Raw genomic sequence first — 18611 nt, 5'->3', positions numbered from 1 at the left:
TAAGGCGTTAATTTTATGTCCGTCGCTCAGGCCTCGTTTTCCTCACACATTGGCTCTTTTAAAACCTTATGTTTGAGACATAGGGTTTGAAATAACGTATGAGGTTTAGTACTAGCCATGATGCGATAGATACATTTGGTTCCATGATGCGGTGTAACAATCTATGACAGTAAAGCGTGTAAAAAAACAGCTGGTGCAGCTGGTCGTTGGTATGAGTATTTCTATGAGTGCGGTGATGGCGAGCGCTGCCATTCAGCCACCTGAGATGGAAAATACAGCCTATGTGCTAATGGACTACAATACTGGTGAAATATTGGCACAAAAAAATGCCAAACAAGCTCTCCCACCAGCGTCTTTGACGAAAATGATGACCAGTTACATCATTGAGCAGCGCTTAGCGTCAGGTGATCTTAAAGAAGACGAACAAGTATTGATGAGTCAAAATGCTTGGTGCCGTGGTAGTAGCAGTCAATCTTGTATGTATGTGCCAGTGAACCAAAAGGCCAGCGTTATTGATATGCTGCGCGGTATTATCATTCAATCAGGTAATGATGCCTCAAAAGCCATGGCGGAGCATATTGCTGGTAGCGAAGATTCATTTGCCATCCTAATGAATGAGCAAGCAGAAAAGCTGGGTATGGAGAATACCCACTTCGTCAACTCTACGGGTATGCCTGACGAAGGTCATGAAGCCTCGGCGTTGGATTTGGCCAAACTAGCCCGTGCTATTATCAAAAACAGCGGTGACTATTATGGTATTTATGCCGAAAAAGAGTTTACCTACAATGGTATTACCCAAGGTAACCGTAATGCCCTACTCGCCACTGACTCTACCGTTGATGGCCTAAAAACAGGTCATACTGATGCCGCTGGCTATTGCTTGGTTGCGTCAAGTAACCGTGAAGGCATGCGTCTAATCTCTGTCATCATGGGTACCGAAAGCCAGCAAGCGCGTGCCGATCAGTCACGTGAGCTACTCAACTGGGGCTTTGGCCACTTCACGACCGTAACCAAGGCACCGGCTGGCCAGTTCGTGAGCAAAATCCCTGTATGGTTCGGGGAAGCAGAGGAAGTAGAGCTGACTACAGGTGATAATCTGCAAGTTCTAACCAGTAAAACGCAGAAGAACAAAATCACGACCGTAGTTGATATCCCTGAAAGCTTAGAAGCGCCTATCAAAAAAGGTCAAGAAGTTGGCAAAATGATGGCAGTCATCGATGGTAAGGCAGTCGCATCAGTGCCTATCATAGCGACCAATGATGTCGAGCAATCAGGCTTTATGAGTCGTATGTGGCAACATGCCGTACGCTGGGTACAAAACTTATTTTAAAGTAAGGCTATTTAGTCATCGCACAAATACTTTTTAAGAGCATGAGTGAATAAAAAAGACGCCTCCAATTTGGGCGTCTTTTTTTGTTTCTATACTGAGTTATAGCTATACTAATTGATACTTATATCTATTGCTTTTAAAGCAATTAAGCTCAAAGTGAATACTTTTGAAGTAAGCCACTTTTGAGATAAGCTATGCCCATATTAGCCAACTTTTCAGCAGATTACTTAAGGCTTTATCTTCATAAGCTGCGCTATAACAGTAATCGATACCAGCCGCTTTTAAGCCATGCTCAAAGCTGTCTAAGTATTGCGCTTGATGCGGCGCGTACCAGTAGACCAATAGCGCGCGGTTCTCACTCTCGTAGCTTTCAAACTGGCGAATACGCTTGGCGATAACTTCAGCGATGCCTGCGGACACATCTTCTGCAAACATCACCATATCGACTTTCTTCGTATGCAGTGCTTCGATCACAAGATGTTCATGCTGGTGACAGATGACTGTCGCCCCTAAACGCTCAAGCTCATCTACCAAAACTCCCGTTTCATGATCATAGTAGTAAACTACGTCCAATCCAGCCAATAGTTTTTGCTGACGAACGTGGGTTTTTTTGGGTAGAGGAATGGTGAGTATAAACTGCGTACCGACGCCTAGAGCGCTTTCAACTTCGATAGTTGCACTCATCAGCTGAGCGATTTGTTTGACCACCGGCAAGCCGATACCTGTCCCTTCGTACTGCCGAGTTTGTGAGGAATCTATCTGAAAAAATGGATTAAAAATATCATCGATATAATCGCTCTCGATACCAATCCCCGTATCTTTGATAGTAATTTGCCAGCGGTTACTATTGTCAAAATGGGTCAATTGCGAGCTGATACTCACTTGTCCCACTGGTGTAAACTTAATTGCATTGCTCAGGAGTATTGATAATATCTGTTTTATTTTGCTCGCATCGCCTTCGAGCGTATAGTCTATATGGTGAATATGACTGACTAACGCCAAGCCTTTTTGTTTAGCAGCACACTCAACATCCGCTAACAGATCAGCGATTAACTGTAAGGGGTTAAATTCACTAAAATGTAGGCTAACTTGACCCTTTTGTATTTGATTCAATTGAATGATTTGGTCAAGCGACAATACCAATTTTTCACTGCCATTACGGATGATATCAACCGCATCTTTTTGCTCATTATTTAAGCGCTCATCATCTAATAGATGCAAGCCGCCAACAATCGCATTCAATGATGTTTTTAATTCGTGAGTGATCATACTTTGAAAGTTATGCAACTGCACATCTAAAGACAAGTCCTTATGGTGTAGCTGCTGCTCAAAGACGGCAAGGGCTTCGTAGTCTTGTTTGGCCGCTTGTAGGCGATCAAACAAAGTTATAAAGGTCTGTTTGATTTGCACCAGTTCTTGAAACTCAAACTGCTGCGGGATCACTGGCAGCTGTTCAAGCTCTGGGTTCTTACTAACGATCTCACACACCTCGGTTAGCGCTGCGATGTCTTTGACAGGCCAGCTGAGCTTACGCAGAATGTATAGCGCCCAAATAATAGCGAGCATGGTAGTGATAAGCCATAACAACAGGTTGCTACGAAACCAATTGGCCCGCAACTTATCTACATCTAAAGTGATATTAATATAGCCAACCAAGGCACTATTATCGGTTAAGGCTTCAGGGGCTGCCAGCTCAAGCGTGTTGTCTGATAAAAGCGTGTTTGGTTGCTGAGTGGCGTTTATCGTTGCAGCACTATCGTCAACGATATCATCACTGATGACTGGATAATTAAAGCTGACCGTACTGGCAAACAAAGCGTTTTGCCAGTCATCGTTTGACTGATAGGCGGTGAACCTATCTATATCAGCAATAGGCTGCGGCGTTGAATAAAATAGGATGCTTTGGATATTTGGTTCTGCCGCCAACAGAATGCTGACTTGCTTGGCAACAGTGTCGGCACCATCTACTGTCGACGCACTGCTTGTCAGTAAGGCGGCCAATTGCTGAATATGACGATGCTTCTGTTGATAATGATGCACCAAACCGTAAATAAAAGACAATAAAATACCAGCCAATACAGCCAAAATGATGGCTTGCACGACCGAGCGCCAGATAAGCTTAGGAAGGGTTTGCAGCGGTTGGTTGTTCATGTCACTCAACTGAGTTAAGACGACTGTTTATTTATACTACAGGTATTTGTAAGATATGGTAAGAGCAACATGCACATACTGTGTTGCAGCCTTGTTATAACAAAGCTGCAGTGAGTCTATATTCATAAATAAAATTATAAACATTTAAAGGCAGGTAAAACCGTTGTTTTAACGCGGTTTTTTATCTTTTGTGGTGAACTTCTGCGTTCGATTACGCTCACGTTGACGTAACTGTTGCGCTTTTGCTTTGGTTGGCGTATCACTTTTATTAGCGTAAGGATTTTCGTTGAGCTTAAAGACCACATTAAGCGGCGTACCTTCGAGCTTAAACACCTGACGGAATTGGTTTTCTAGATAACGCTGATAGCTCTTAGGGAGCGAGCCAGTTTGGTTACCATGAATGACAATCACGGGTGGATTGTGACCACCGATATGCGCATAGCGTAACTTGATACGGCGACCAGCGACCGTCGGTGGTGGATTGGCAGTCACGGCATCTTGTAAAATCTGAGTCAAACGGTTGGTCGACACTTCAAACATAGAGGACTGATAAGCACGCAGGATAGATGGATATAAATTACCCACGCCAGTGCCATGTAATGCTGAGATTAGATGCACTTTTACATACGGAATAAAATTAAAGCGGCGATCCATCTCAATTTTGATATAGTCTCTTTGATCTTGAGTCAGACCGTCCCACTTATTGATTGCTACGACTAAAGCACGACCGGCATCAAGGGCGTAACCAATCATATGCAAATCTTGATCGACGATTCCTTCATGAGCATCAATGACAATAACCGTGACGTTGGAGTCTTCAATGGCTTGCAAGGTTTTGATAACTGAAAATTTCTCTACTTTTTCATCGATTTTACCACGACGACGGACACCAGCCGTATCAATCAATACGTAGTCTTTGCCATCGCGCTTATAAGGGATATAAATACTGTCACGCGTGGTGCCAGGCATATCGAACACCACAACGCGGTCTTCACCCAATAGACGGTTCACCAAGGTGGATTTTCCCACGTTTGGACGACCGATAATGGCAAGCTTTAAACCTCTCGGCTCTACCACTGCATCTTGTTCAGGCATATCAGCAGTCAGAATTTCGAGCAAGTTACCGATACCGCGACCATGGCTGGCTGCCATCGGATACGGCTCGCCCAACCCTAAAGCATAAAATTCTGCAGGGGCAGAGTCATGGACACCATCGACTTTGTTGGCAACCACATAGACCGGCTTGCCAAGGGTGTGCAAGAACTTACCGATTTCGGCATCAGCGCCAATCATCCCAGCCCGTGCATCAACCACAAACACAATGATATCCGCTTCGTGAATGGCAGTATGCGACTGTTCAGACATGTAGTCATCGATGTTGCCGCTGCCATCATCCGCTTCACCAATACCGCCCGTATCGACGACGATAAAGGCTTTGCCTTCATATACCGCATCGCCGTATTGACGGTCACGAGTCAATCCTGACAAATCAGCAACCAGTGCCTGCCGACTTTTAGTGAACTGATTAAATAAGGTAGATTTACCGACGTTTGGACGACCAATTAAGGCGACCACAGGCTTGATACTCATGGGTTACTCTCAGTGAAGGGCACAATGACGGACAAGACAGTTACTCGCTTAATAATACGAGTAAACATGCTGTGCTTGAACGTAAACTAAAATGAATGATAAATATAAAACGATATAGTCAATCCTCTATAAATTAGATACGGTGTCAGTCTCGTTTAGTCTACTATTTGTAGTACTTTCACTCGCCTTTCTTGTCTCTAAATTATATTAAACCGACTATAGCAATAAAAAGGTATTATTTACTATTTTGCAATAAATAGATGGTATGCCTAGAGACAGCATTATTTATGAATACTGTCTCCAGATACCATACATAGGCATTACCTACCGCTATTATATAGAGATAATGCCGACAGCGCATCGGTCGCATAGAGTACGCGAAACCCTGTCGTTAAACAAGCCATTTACACAAGGCATGAAACGCTGACAAAGCAGCGTTTATATCTCTTAGCATCGACATTAAACAGTACGCTTAGTCATAGGCTTAAAAAAACCATTGATAAAGCGCCTGTTCATCAAGTCTTAGCGAGCTAATTGCCAGATAGCAACTTGGCCTGAGGTACTTTGGGTCAGCAAGCGGCTACCTTGAGCTTGCAAGTTGGTAAGCGCGCCTTTGGTCTCTACACGGCTGACGATTTTTCCGCTAGCAGGGTCAAATAAATGCACAACCCCATCATAATCACCCACTGCAATATAGTTCCCAATCATGACAGGGTTGGTTAAGTGGCGATAAGCCAGCTCTTCACTTTCCCATAGCATCTCACCATTGCTACGATCATAAGCGACTACTTTTCCGTCTAAGCTGGTGGCAATGACTTGCTGATTGTTTACCGCTAGCGCTTTTAGGCTGGCAAGATCATTGACAAACATCACTTGACGTGACGCCAAGTCAATCCCTAATAGTTGCCCACTATAGCTGATAGCAAACAGCTGATTATTATTGACGACAGGCTTGCCGTCAACATCGCTCATACGCTCAACTTCACTACTGCCCGCGCCCACGCCCACACGTCTTGACCACTGCGGTAGACCGCTATCGGTGGTCACTGCATGCAAACGTCCATCAGCCGTTGCCAATAATGCTGTTTTTTCATCTAACAACGTCGGTGCCGCACTACCGCGCACACTGATAGCAGGTACTTGAGTGGCGAACTGCCATACCAACTGACCAGTCTGTAGTGATAAGCCGTGCAAGAAGCCATCATTGGCCGACAAAATCACCCGATTATTACTAATAAGCGCTGGTGACAGTACCGAACCTGATAACTGTTGCTGCCAGCGTTTTGCGCCAGTCGCACTATCAAAAGCCATGACTCGCCCGCTACGTGTACTGACAATTGCAGTTTGGCTCAAGGCATCTATTGCCACGCCGCCTGTGATTTGATCACCGACATTGACCGACCATGACTCTTGACCAGCGCTATTAAAGCCGGTCAAATCACCACCGCGTGATGCCGTTACTATTTGACCATTGGCATATCCGACCTGTAAATCTAATGGGTCTTTTTTGCTGGCTTTTCTGTTACCGACATCAGTGCTAAATACAGGCTGTAGCACGCTAATAGGCTGAGCAATTTGCACCAGTTTTACAGGATCGTTAACGACAGGTTTGATACCGCGATTACAGCCAACGACAGCCGTTGCCAGTGCTGCGATGACAGCCACGTGCATGACAGTCGTCTTGATGGTCTTAGCCTTTAACGTGTTGCTAGAGCGAATAGATTGAGTCATGATAGGTTCTCACTACAAATAAATTAATCATTAATAAATTAGCCATCAGTAAATAGGCAATTGAGCAGTAATAAAAAAGTCCGGTACATTCCCGCTACATTGGTACCGACTGTTAATACTGCTCTGCTGACTTACTGCGCTACTTAGTTTGTAGAACGGTTTGAGTTACGATATAAATCATTAAAACTAAGAGGGTTGCTCGGCGGTAGCGGTATTTTCCTCAATGACTAATGGCTGCTCAGCAGTAGCAGGCTCTTGCAGCAGGCCAGCTTGCGGCTCAATAGGCTCAGGCACGATACCCAAACTTTCCATCTTTAAAGCCAATACCGCACGCGTTTCTTGACGACTACGTAACAATTCCCAAGCATTGTTATAAGACTTAATCGCTGAGTCTTTATTGTCTTGCACCAGATAAATATCACCCAGCAGCTCTTGCTGACTGGCTTCAAAGGAGCTTGGCATATCGTTGTTGGCTTCGGCTAAGGCTGCATCTGCATCACCAGCCGCCAATAGCGTCTTAGCATAACGCAGACGAGTAATCGCAGTCAGACCCGCATCACCCAAATCGATTGCCAGCGCTTTTTTTAGCGTCTCACTTGCGCCTGTAAAGTCATCACCATCAACCTGTTGACGCGCTTTAATCATCAGCGCTTGCCACGCATAGACGGAGTCACCATGCGTGCTGACCAAGTCATCAATGTCTTTATTAAGCTGCGTACGGCTGTCTGATAGTGCTGCTTTTGCCTCTGCTTCTAAATCTGGATTTTGTGACGCCAGACTGACTTCTTCATTCAATCGCTGGATGTCCGCATAGTGATCGGCAGCAACCGTATCCACACGGGCATGATTGTCCTGCCAATATGTCCAGCCAAAATAAGCGGCCAGTGCCAACAAAATCGCAGTGACAATATAGCTGCCGTATTGCTTTAACGCTTGCATTGAGTTGTCTGCATTCGGCGAATTGGGTGTCAGAGCCATAGGTAGTTACCTGATAAAATTGTTATTAAGTTGCTGATGCTAAAGCGGTTCAGTGACGAGAAAAGTGCTCTTTACTCGATAGCCAATCCTGCGCGACCGTCTGTTGCTCACCTGTCTGCATGTCTTTGATGCTAATAGTCTGATCATCCAGCTCTTGCTGCGCAATAATAACCGTCAACGCAGCGCCCGATTTGTCCGCTTTTTTCATTTGCGCCTTTAGACTCGTCGCACTTGCCATTTTTACCCGCACATCTGGACGGCTATAACGCAAACGTTGTGCATAGCCAATACCCGCACCATAAACATCGGGATGAGCCACGACAAAGACATCGCAAGCTGGCACATCAGCAATCGGAGCGACAGCTTCCATGAGTAACAATAAACGCTCAAGTCCCATGGCAAAACCAACCGCAGGCTCAGACTTCATCGGCTTGCTACTATCGCTACCGATTGATTTTAGCTGTCCAATTAAACCATCGTAGCGCCCACCGGCACAAACGGTCGCTTGGCTACCAAGCTTGTCAGTGACCCACTCAAAGACGGTTTTGTTATAGTAATCAAGACCGCGTACTAGATGCGGGTTAATCTCAAAACTGATGCCAAGGTCGGTCAAATACGCTTGCACTTGTTCAAAATGTGCGACGCTCTCTGCTCCTAAGAAGTCAGCCAGCTTTGGTGCATCTGCCAATACTGCTTGGGTACTCGCCTCTTTACTGTCTAAAATACGCAGCGGATTGGTCGTCAAGCGGCGTTTGCTATCATCGTCTAGCTGCTCTTGTTTGTCCGTTAAATAAGTAACCAGCGCCTCACGATAAGCATGGCGCTCATCCAGCTCGCCCAAGCTATTTAACTGCAAATGCATCTCATCTTTTAGACCCAGCTCTTGCCACATCAGATGCGTCATAGCAATTAATTCAGCGTCGGCATCCGCTAGCGCACTGCCAAAGCTCTCGACACCCAATTGATGAAACTGGCGGTAGCGACCTTTTTGTGGACGCTCATAGCGGAACATCGGGCCGATATACCAAAGCTTAGGCGTATCACCACGCAGCAAATTGTGCTCAATCACTGCACGTACCGCCCCAGCTGTACCTTCAGGACGCAATGCTAAGGGCGTTGGTGGCTCGGACTTATCGGTAAAGCTATACATCTCTTTTTCGACGATGTCGGTTGCCCCGCCGATAGCACGGGCAAATAAGTCGGTTTGTTCTACGATAGGCAGGCGAATGTGTTCATAACCGTATCTACCCAATACATCAGCCAATATCGACTCTAAGTGCAGCCATTTTGCGGATTGGTCAGGCAAAATATCATTAAACCCTTTAATAGCTTTAATCATGGTACGGTTGTATCCTTAAAAATTTTAACAAGTATTCTATTATTGTTGTCATGCTTTAAAGAACGCTACTGGAATCTGAATTATCCCAGCTTATTTTACTCGAATAATTTCATTCTCACGTTTTTTGGCCAATTCTTCTGCGTGCGCGCGAACCATACCTTCTATCTCATCGACCAAATTTTCGGTATCAATCAGATGGCTTTTCTCACCCATACGGTACACCAACGATTTTGGTGCAGCACCGACAATACCAATATCCGCTTCTTTCGCTTCACCCGGACCATTTACCTTACAGCCAATCACGGACAGGTTCATCGGCTCACGGATGTCTTCTAAACGCGACTCAAGCGCAGTCATCACTCTAATCACATCAAACTCTTGACGCGAGCAGCTTGGACAAGCAATAAAGTTCACGCCGTTAGATCGAATATTAAGCGATTTTAAAATATCAAAACCAATTTTAATCTCTTCTTCTGGCTCTGCTGCCAAGGAGATACGAATAGTATCACCAATACCATCTAGCAATAAGCCACCAAGAGCAATGGCTGACTTGACCGCGCCTGTGCGATAGACACCCGCTTCGGTCACGCCTAAATGCAGTGGATTGTCAATTTGAGCAGAGATAAGACGATAGGCATCCAAGGTCAAAAACACATTGCTGGCTTTAACCGAGACTTTGTATTGATCAAAGTTCAGACGCTCCAAAATATCGATATGACGCATCGCTGACTCCAGCATTGCCTCGCCAGTTGGCTCGGTATACTTACGCTGAATGTCTTTTTCTAGGGAGCCTGCATTGACGCCAATACGAATCGGAATATTGTAATGCTTGGCACAAGCGACGACTTCACGTACTTTGGCGTCGCTACCGATATTACCCGGGTTAATACGTAGACAATCCGCACCCGCTTCGGCAACCGCTAGCGCAATCTTATGATCAAAATGTACATCGGCGATCAATGGGACGCTGACCAGCTTGCGAATCTCACCAAAGGCTTTGACCGTATCCATCGTGGGTGTCGATACGCGCATCAGATCCGCGCCCGCTTCGACGCAGCGCTCAATTTGCGCCACGGTCGCTGCCACATCACAGGTGTCGGTGTTGGTCATGCTTTGCACACTAATCGGTGCATCGCCACCAATCGCAACATCACCAACATAGATTTTTTTGGTCAGACGACGGTTAATAGGCGATGGCATTGACATACATAAATCCTTTAATCAGAACTGAAAAAACAATAGGCGAAGAGGTAAAAAGGCAGAAAGACTAAGGAGCCAACTCAAAACTGGCCTGCTTATCCGTAGCATAGGTATCTAAGGCGACGGCTTCTTGATTGAGCATTAAGCTGACGTTATCGACATTATCAATCTGCACATTAAATGGTGGCATGCCTGACAATTGGTAGTCACCAGCTGTCTGCGCGCCATTCATCAAGTTGCTACCAGAAGCGTCAGTAATACTAATAACGGCATTATCCGTAATCTTGATATCCAAAGCCGCCACACTGGTATTGGCATCACCGCCCAAATTTAGTGCAGAGCCAGACGCGCCGACCCCATTGGCATCGGTGTTGACTGCAGCACCTTGTGCTTGCTCTATGGCTGAGATATCCTCGACAGCTGCCGCTGGCTCTTGGTTATTCTCTTTGCTCGCATTGCTCACCATACGAAATAAAAATATCGCTAAGATGATTAGCGCGATAACGCCTATGATTAATAGGGGGTTAAAGCGAATACGGTTGTGCGTATCACGCTGCAATGTACCCATTGGGCGCAAAGGCGTGTCTATATTGCTTGCCGACTGGGCTTTTAGCTCTTTGGGATAAGCGGCATCGAAACTGCTCGCTATTTTTACCGGATCTAAGCCCAAAAATTTGGCATAATTAATCGCAAAACCACGAGCAAAAGCCGCTTGCGGTAGCTCAGAGAAGTTTTCACTCTCTAGCGCTTGCAAATGACGCTTTAAAATAAATAGCTCAGCTGCCACCTCTTCTAAGCTGATTTGTTTATTTTTTCGGGCTTGCTGCAATACGGCACCAAATGATCCCTGCGGGTTAGATTGAGTGTTTGATGATGGGGTGATCATTTCCATGGTGCCTCTGGATTATTAAGCCAAGTCTTAAGTTGTTTTGCCTCATCGCTTAACGGGTAAGCCGATAAAAGCTGCTGTGCCAATTGTTGGCGCGTTGTCTTGTTGTTTTGTACAGCGGCAATTTTGATGCCTTGCAACAGTAAGCGTGGGCTAATACCCTGCCCTTGTACCAGCATCAAAGTCTCGTCATAGAGCCGCTGCGCTTGCTGCACACGCTGCTGCTCAAGCAATAAGTCTACCAATTCAATATGGGCGATAATACTATTGCGATTGCCATCTAATGCCCGCAAGAATGCTTTGGCTGCTGCTGGATGATCATTGAGTTGCAGATAGGTGCGACCCAAGTTTTCTAGCGCGCCAATACGGCCTTCGTAACCCAATGCTGCACCGGCGATTTCAAACTGCGCCGCCGCTTCTTGGTAACGCTTCATTTGCGACAAATAAACGCCGTAATTATTGTGCGCTTGCTCAAAATCTTTATCAAGCGCGATGGCTTTTTTAAAATACTGGTCGGCTTTTTCAAGATTGATGCGGCTGCCTTCTTGCTGCAACAAAACGCCCATCATATCATAGGCTGGCGCGTAACGGCTATCAGCAGCAAAGGCTTTTTCTAACTGACGCTGCGCGGTATCAAGCTCGTTTTTGCGGATATATTGCGCAGCAAGCGAGGTGCGCACACGAGCGATTTCTTGTTGATCCAAGTTGCGATTGTCACTCGGTCGCGTGGACGTTTGATAAGGGGTGCTACCCGTTAGATCATTGGTCGTCGTGCTTTGACAGCCGCTCACTAGCAAGCCTGCCAATGCACTTGCCAGCAGCATACGCTTTGGCGTAGTCAGTGACTCAAGCGCTGATATCAACGGCTTGAATGCCGAAAGAAAGGGTTTTTGATATTTGAACTGACAAGAATCTTTAGAAGTCATCATAGCCGCCATCATAAAACTGTGGTTCAGTACAGAGGATCAAAGAAGCATCAGTTTAATAGATTTAGCCCCCATAAGTACAATTTAGTTACTATTAATTGTGGTCTTCATGATTATTAGCCGTTGTGACTACAATTTTATTACCGTTGTGATGGATAAAAGACAGCTAATGAGTAGAAATTGATAGATTGTTCATCACTTTTATCCATATCGTCTTTAATTATTGACACCAGTCTAAACGGTTGATACCGCCCCTATCCATGCTACTTTAAACCATTAATATTACAAACGGCATCACCCTAAACGTTTTCACGGTCTTTGATACTTTGCTGCCACGCCGCTGAGCGACGTGTTCTATCAGCCACTTGTCCGACTAATTGACCGCAGGCCGCATCAATATCATCACCACGGGTTTGGCGAATCGTACAGACAAATCCCGCTTGGCTCAAAATATCACTAAAGGCATGAATACGATTGTTGCTTGATTTGTCGTAATTGGCATGTGGAAACGGATTAAATGGTATCAGATTAATTTTGCTTGGCAAATCACCTAGTAAAGCAACCAATTGATGAGCGTGCTCGTTGCTATCATTGACACCATCAAGCATCACATATTCAATGGTCACATGCTTTTTATGGCGCGGATTCACGTCATAAACATAATTGCGAGCGGCTGCCATCAACTCTTCTAGCGGGTATTTCTTATTAATCGGCACTAGCTCATTACGCAGCTCATCATTGGGTGCGTGCAGTGAAATCGCCAGTGCCACATCGATATCTTGTGCCAACTGATACATTTTTGGCACGACGCCTGAGGTTGATAATGTCACCCGACGCTTTGACAAACCGTAGGCGTGATCACTCAGCATCAGCTCCATCGAGCCAACCACTGGCTTATAGTTTAGTAGTGGCTCGCCCATGCCCATCATCACCACGTTGGTCACGTTATTTTCCCACAAGCTATGATCAACGTTGTCTAAACTGTCATTTTCATCAGTCATATAAGAAGCATTAGCTACCCAAAGCTGTCCGATGATTTCAGCTGCCGTCAAATCGCGCTCAAAGCCCTGTTTGCCAGTACTACAGAAACTACAATCTAACGCACAGCCAACTTGTGAAGACACGCACAAAGTCTTACGGCCGTTTACTTTGCTGTCATCTGCTGGAATCAGTACCGTCTCCACCAAAGAGCCGCCAGTGACTTCAAACACCCATTTGCGCGTACCATCATCACTATATTGACGATGAATCACTTTTGGCGGAACGACGCAAGCATTGGCTGACAGTTTATCGCGCAGTGACTTACTCAGATTGGTCATCTGCTCAAAATCTGTGACGCCGTGCTGATATATCCATTTAACCACTTGCGTCGCTCGAAACGGCTTTTCGCCAATACTCTTAAAGTAATCGGCCAATTGCGCTTGTGTCATCCCCAATAGATTGGTCTTGGCCTGCGCTTCATCTACTAGCTTAATACTACTCATAGGCTTAGTAGGTACGTGCTGGATGGGTGTTTGAACAGTTGACATAATAGGTAACCTTTTTGCATAAGCTTAGATAAGCACTGCAATTATTTGTATGAATGTTGCCACGAGCAATGCATGAGCAATCCGTTATGAGCGTATTTTTTATCGATGCTGGTGTGAGCACTGAGCATTTATGAATACCGAACTTTGATAAATGCCAGCAATTTGATAAAAGAATGCTGATAAGGGATTGATAACGCTACATAAAGCCAATAATGAGGCAAGTCATTAAGGATTTCAATGAATAATACAGATTATTATAATAGCTAAAACGGCTTATACCCATAAGATATAAGCCGTCTTCTCACACCAGTTATTAACAATTAATTTTGTTAATAATAGCTGAATAGTGAATTAAATATAGAGCTGGTACAAGGAAGACGAGCGCAAATCGTAGCTAGCTCATCAAAGCCGGTACATTAAGCGAGTCTGACACAGTAACAGCCTATATTTAGTTTACTATATTAACGCGTACGTGCACAAACTTCATCATCATTGAAGAAGTAGCTGATTTCACGTGCTGCTGATTCAGCTGAATCTGAACCATGAACGGCGTTTTCATCGATGCTGCTAGCGAAATCAGCACGGATAGTACCTTCAGCAGCGTCTTTTGGATTAGTAGCGCCCATGATGTCGCGATGCTTAGCGATCGCGTTTTCGCCTTCTAACACTGATACCAATACTGGACCTGACATCATGAAAGATTTTAGGTCATTGTAGAATGGACGCTCAGCGTGCTCAGCGTAAAAACCACCTGCTTTTTCATCATCAAGTTGCATCATTTTTGCTGCAACAATTTTTAGACCAGCTTGTTCGAAGCGGCTATAGATAGCGCCGATGTGGTTGCCAGCAACTGCGTCAGGTTTGATGATAGATAAAGTACGTTCGTTAGCCATGAAAAGCTCCTAATAAATGAAAAATAAAATGATAAATTCAATAAGAAATGAAATAGTAAAAGGGTTATTTTATCTCTGACCACAATGTTGACATAGGTTAGTTTAAACCACTCATTGCTTATCAATACGAAAACATGAGCGCCAACATCGGATTGCTGCCTATTATAATGATTAAGCCTATAAATGATAGGGTTAATTTATGACCGCACCTTGCATAAAAGTAAATTTATAAAGGCGGCATATCTTAAGACAAAGTAAGTATCCGTCAATAGCAGGTACTTACCCTACTTATCCAATCACTGACCATCTTTGTCCTTTATAAGCATGGGACTGGCTAAGCAAAAACGCTATACAAACATTATTAGCGAAAAAACCCTCAACATATAAGGCTAAGGGTTTTCGTTAATACGAAGCTATGCAGATCACTGCTTTCAAGCAAGGCTAAAAACAACTACTCGCCTAGGCGGCTGTCTCGACAACTGCCCGCATTACATTCACGCACCCGCTCATTTAAGAAGTTAACGCGACTGGTCGTCGTGCGAGTGGCACAGCCCATATTAACAAAAAATCCATTTTCATCATCATGATAGCTACAACGATCATCACGCTCACGTATCCAAGCCAGTTGTCCACGTTTTAGCGTGGATTTTTGCTTTTTATTGAGCTGTTTGCTCAACTTATTATAAGAGTTATTCAGCTCTTTATCGGCTTGCAAATATACCTTTGTTAAACAGTACAAACCATCAAAGTCATTATTAGGATTATCACAATTTTCAGCGCCCCAAGAAAGCATAGGTATCATAAAAGCTGCAGAAGTTAACAGCGCTAAAGACGTCTTGCGAACGGAATGCTTAAGAATATTCGTTTTCATCACGTTTTCCTTTTCGTGTATTGATAAAATTAAAGCCACTGATGACATAATACACCGAATTAAACCAAAATAATGTTAGCAAGTCTATTTTTTCATGCAAAAAAAACCCCAATGCTCAGCACTGGGGTTTTATCGCTCAATCTACCTATTAATAGTAGTTTTTTAACACTACTTACGCATCATATGGGTCACGCAATACGATGGTCTCTTCGCGGTCAGGACCGGTTGAGATAATATCGACTGGGCAATCAATCAATGCTTCGATACGTTTGATATATATTTTGGCGTTTTCTGGCAAGTCGTCATAATTGGTGATACCAACCGTTGACTCACTCCACCCTTGTAGCGTTTCGTATTTTGGCGTCACTGACTCATAGAATTCAGCATCATGCGCGCCAGCAAACTCCGTATCTGGCACGTCATAGCCTACCCCAATGAGCAGCTCTTCAAGTCCGTCTAGGACATCAAGCTTGGTCAAGCAAATACCTGATAGTGAGTTCAATACCACTGCACGGCGCAAGGCTTCGGCATCGAACCAACCACAGCGACGTGCACGACCTGTCGTCGCACCAAATTCATGACCAACTCGAGCTAAATGCGCGCCAACATCATCGAACAATTCAGTTGGGAACGGACCACTACCAACACGGGTGGTATAAGCTTTGGTGATACCCAATACGTAGTCTAAGTACAATGGACCAATACCCGTACCAGTCGATACGCCGCCCGCGGTGACGCTTGAGCTGGTCACAAACGGATAAGTACCATGATCGATATCAAGCAATGTACCTTGTGCGCCTTCGAACATCAGGTTCTTGCCAGCCAGTCGCAATTGATTGAGGTCTTCAGTTACATCAGTAACCATGCCTTTGATTTCTGCTTTCCACTCTTGGCAAAGCTTAAATGTTTCATCAAAATCAATCGCGTCAACTTTATAATACTGGGTCAGTTGGAAGTTATGATATTCGATTAAGTTACGTAGTTTTTCTTCTAAATCATCACGGAATAAATCAGCAAGCTTGATCGCACGGCGCGCCACTTTGTCTTCATAGGCAGGACCGATACCACGACCTGTTGTACCGATTTTGCCAGTACCACGCTTGGCTTCACGCGCCTGATCAAGTGCGACGTGATATGGCATAATCAATGGGCAGTTTGGTGAGATGCGCAGACGCTCACGTACCGGCACGTTGTTGTCTTCTAACTCTTTCATCTCTTTAAGTAAGGCATCTGGTGCTAACACCACGCCATTACCGATGAAGCACGTCACGCCTTCACGTAAGATACCTGATGGGATCAAATGCAAGACCGTGGTTCTGCCATCGACAACTAGCGTGTGACCTGCATTGTGACCGCCTTGAAATCGAGCAACTGCTGAGGCTTTTTCGGTGAGTAAATCGACGATTTTACCCTTACCTTCATCGCCCCATTGGCTACCCAAAACTACGACATTCTTACCCATGATCAATCCTTACCTTTATGTATTGAGGTGTGTGCAATAACGGTTAAAAAACTAAAATGATGTTAAAACTGCTTATAACCTAAGACAGTTTTAAGGTATTTACTATCTGTTTTGCTAAGTACTAACGTATTTTTCGAAAGCGCTTAGCATGATGATTTTTTCTTACACTGGCGGCTATTTACTTAAAATCTGCTGCAGCTAAAGGGTTTTTAGTTGCCACTGATTATCAGCAAAATCCAAACGGTGCGTGACATCTGCGGGACTATCTTGCGCATCTAATGGCATGGTAACGCGGTAGCCTTGCTGACGTAAGCTTTCAACTTGTTGTAACAACGTCTGCTTTTGAGTCTTATCAGCATTGTGCAAGGCGGCATAATCCACCAATACAATACTTGGCGCATCAAGCTGCGTATGGGCAAGCAAACGACTGACATCCATACTAAAACCGGTCGCTTCACGTGGCTGCTGGCTATAACTTTGCATACCATCAAAACGCCCACCGCGTACTAGCGGCTGGGTCTCACTATTGATATAGCCGTTAAAGACAATACCCGTATGATAATGATAGCCTGACAGTTCTGTCACATCGATACTGACCGGACACTGCCACTGCTCTTGCAGATGGGCAGTTAGGCGCTGTAACTCGTCAACAGCAGTAGCAATCTGTGTATCCTGCTGCGCCGTCGCTGACAATTTTGCCAATAAATGCGCCATATCATGACCAAAACGTGCCAATGCGTAAAAGTCATCGCCCATCGGTAACGCTTGGCAGACGCGCTTTAGCTCTGGCAAATTCTTATTGGCATACAAGTTCATCAATTGCTGAGTATCATGCTCAGGCAATTCGGCCAATTCAGCCAAACGCTTGAATATCGCCACGTGACCCAAATCGATGTGTAGCGCGGCACTCATATTGAGACTATTGAGCATCGTAAACAACACATCTATCAGCTCAATATCTGCCGCAAGCGAGGCGCAACCAAATATCTCAGCACCTAATTGCAACGGTGTGCGCGAACCAAAAAGCCCTGATGGCAAGGTATGAATCACATCCCCTGCATAGCAGTAACGCGCGATACCTGTGCCGCCGTGATGCGCATCAATACGCAAAATCTGCGGGGTAATATCCGCGCGCACACCCATTAGGCGACCGGTCAGCTGATCGATGATTTTAAAGGTTTGACGCTTTAGATCTTCTGAGGCATCACTGAGCAGCGACTCAGTAAACTCAATCATCGGTGGATTGACCAACTGATAGCCATGCGTAATCAGTTGCTGTGTAAGCTTGTGCCTGAGCACTTCTTGTTTTTGGGCATCTTCAAACAATACATCGACCACCCCATCAGGCAGCAACCAGCTGTTGGCAACATCGCTGGCGAAATTGCTCAAATAAGGTAAACGGTTGGGTGCGGCATTTTGATCAGCGGACTGAGTCGCTGCTTTGTTGGTACTATTTGACTGGACAGGTTTTGCAGAATCAGAACTGACAGACACAATAAATCCTTGTTTGGCGTATCGCTTACCAAAAACGCGGTACTGATGCAGTACTTAAAGGTTATCTTTACAATTGCATTGACGCTGGGCGTTTTTATTTTTAACGCGCAACATCGTTGACCCAATTATTTATAAACAAACTAGGTAACCGCAAAAGGGTGAGTAATAAGTATAAGTTCGGACGATAAGACGAGTATCTTTATGCGCTAATAAACGACGATAAATAAT

Annotated in this window: 14 protein-coding genes; 1 reads left to right on the top strand and 13 read right to left on the bottom strand. The window is 44.9% G+C overall.

Going from position 1 to position 18611, the window contains the following annotated elements; translation table 11 throughout:
- Nucleotides 1-163: 163 nt before the first annotated feature.
- Nucleotides 164-1330, top strand: a complete 1167-nt coding sequence (locus tag CXF65_RS07690; protein ID WP_101211621.1) for a D-alanyl-D-alanine carboxypeptidase family protein — start codon at nucleotides 164-166, stop codon at nucleotides 1328-1330.
- Nucleotides 1331-1522: 192 nt separating this feature from the next.
- On the opposite strand, the gene CXF65_RS07685 is transcribed toward CXF65_RS07690, so the two are convergent.
- The 13 genes from CXF65_RS07685 to CXF65_RS07625 form a co-directional block, all read right to left on the bottom strand.
- A complete protein-coding gene (locus CXF65_RS07685) occupies nucleotides 1523-3481 on the bottom strand; it encodes a sensor histidine kinase (RefSeq protein WP_101211620.1) in 1959 nt (652 codons plus the stop codon).
- A gap of 168 nt (nucleotides 3482-3649) precedes the next feature.
- Entirely contained in the window at nucleotides 3650-5071 is a 1422-nt protein-coding gene (der, locus tag CXF65_RS07680) for a ribosome biogenesis GTPase Der (RefSeq protein ID WP_025650578.1), read from the bottom strand.
- Nucleotides 5072-5593: 522 nt separating this feature from the next.
- Complete coding sequence (gene bamB / locus CXF65_RS07675; protein WP_101211619.1) at nucleotides 5594-6802, bottom strand: outer membrane protein assembly factor BamB; 1209 nt, start codon at nucleotides 6800-6802, stop codon at nucleotides 5594-5596.
- Nucleotides 6803-6988: 186 nt separating this feature from the next.
- Nucleotides 6989-7780 carry a YfgM family protein gene (locus CXF65_RS07670; protein ID WP_101211618.1) on the bottom strand — a complete coding sequence of 264 codons (792 nt, stop codon included), beginning with the start codon at nucleotides 7778-7780 and terminating at the stop codon, nucleotides 6989-6991.
- A 49-nt stretch (nucleotides 7781-7829) separates the two neighbouring features.
- Complete coding sequence (hisS, locus tag CXF65_RS07665; protein WP_025650581.1) at nucleotides 7830-9119, bottom strand: histidine--tRNA ligase; 1290 nt, start codon at nucleotides 9117-9119, stop codon at nucleotides 7830-7832.
- Between the two features lie 90 nt (nucleotides 9120-9209).
- The gene (ispG, locus tag CXF65_RS07660; RefSeq protein ID WP_025650582.1) at nucleotides 9210-10325 is read right to left on the bottom strand and encodes a flavodoxin-dependent (E)-4-hydroxy-3-methylbut-2-enyl-diphosphate synthase; all 1116 of its coding nucleotides are present in this window, start codon (nucleotides 10323-10325) and stop codon (nucleotides 9210-9212) included.
- 61 nt (nucleotides 10326-10386) lie between these two features.
- Nucleotides 10387-11205, bottom strand: coding sequence for a helix-turn-helix domain-containing protein (locus tag CXF65_RS07655; protein WP_101211617.1), 819 nt, complete (start codon nucleotides 11203-11205; stop codon nucleotides 10387-10389).
- Nucleotides 11202-12137, bottom strand: coding sequence for a type IV pilus biogenesis/stability protein PilW (pilW, locus tag CXF65_RS07650; protein ID WP_227523224.1), 936 nt, complete (start codon nucleotides 12135-12137; stop codon nucleotides 11202-11204). The genes CXF65_RS07655 and pilW overlap by 4 nt, the downstream gene beginning before the upstream one ends.
- A gap of 296 nt (nucleotides 12138-12433) precedes the next feature.
- Nucleotides 12434-13618: a 23S rRNA (adenine(2503)-C(2))-methyltransferase RlmN gene (rlmN, locus tag CXF65_RS07645; protein WP_407074168.1), complete on the bottom strand. Its 1185-nt coding sequence runs from the start codon at nucleotides 13616-13618 to the stop codon at nucleotides 12434-12436.
- Nucleotides 13619-14124: 506 nt separating this feature from the next.
- Nucleotides 14125-14556: a nucleoside-diphosphate kinase gene (ndk, locus tag CXF65_RS07640; protein ID WP_025650586.1), complete on the bottom strand. Its 432-nt coding sequence runs from the start codon at nucleotides 14554-14556 to the stop codon at nucleotides 14125-14127.
- Nucleotides 14557-15007: 451 nt separating this feature from the next.
- Entirely contained in the window at nucleotides 15008-15427 is a 420-nt protein-coding gene (locus CXF65_RS07635) for a lysozyme inhibitor LprI family protein (RefSeq protein ID WP_025650587.1), read from the bottom strand.
- 172 nt (nucleotides 15428-15599) lie between these two features.
- Nucleotides 15600-16889 (bottom strand): adenylosuccinate synthase, encoded by a 1290-nt coding sequence (locus CXF65_RS07630; RefSeq protein WP_101211615.1) that lies wholly within the window; start codon nucleotides 16887-16889, stop codon nucleotides 15600-15602.
- Between the two features lie 198 nt (nucleotides 16890-17087).
- Entirely contained in the window at nucleotides 17088-18383 is a 1296-nt protein-coding gene (locus CXF65_RS07625; protein ID WP_101211614.1) for an ATP phosphoribosyltransferase regulatory subunit, read from the bottom strand.
- Nucleotides 18384-18611: the final 228 nt, after the last annotated feature.

Source organism: Psychrobacter sp. Sarcosine-3u-12 (assembly GCF_002836005.1).
Classification (GTDB): domain Bacteria; phylum Pseudomonadota; class Gammaproteobacteria; order Pseudomonadales; family Moraxellaceae; genus Psychrobacter; species Psychrobacter okhotskensis.
The sequence above is the reverse complement of the archived record's forward strand: the minus strand, read 5'-3'. Positions and strand labels throughout refer to the sequence as shown.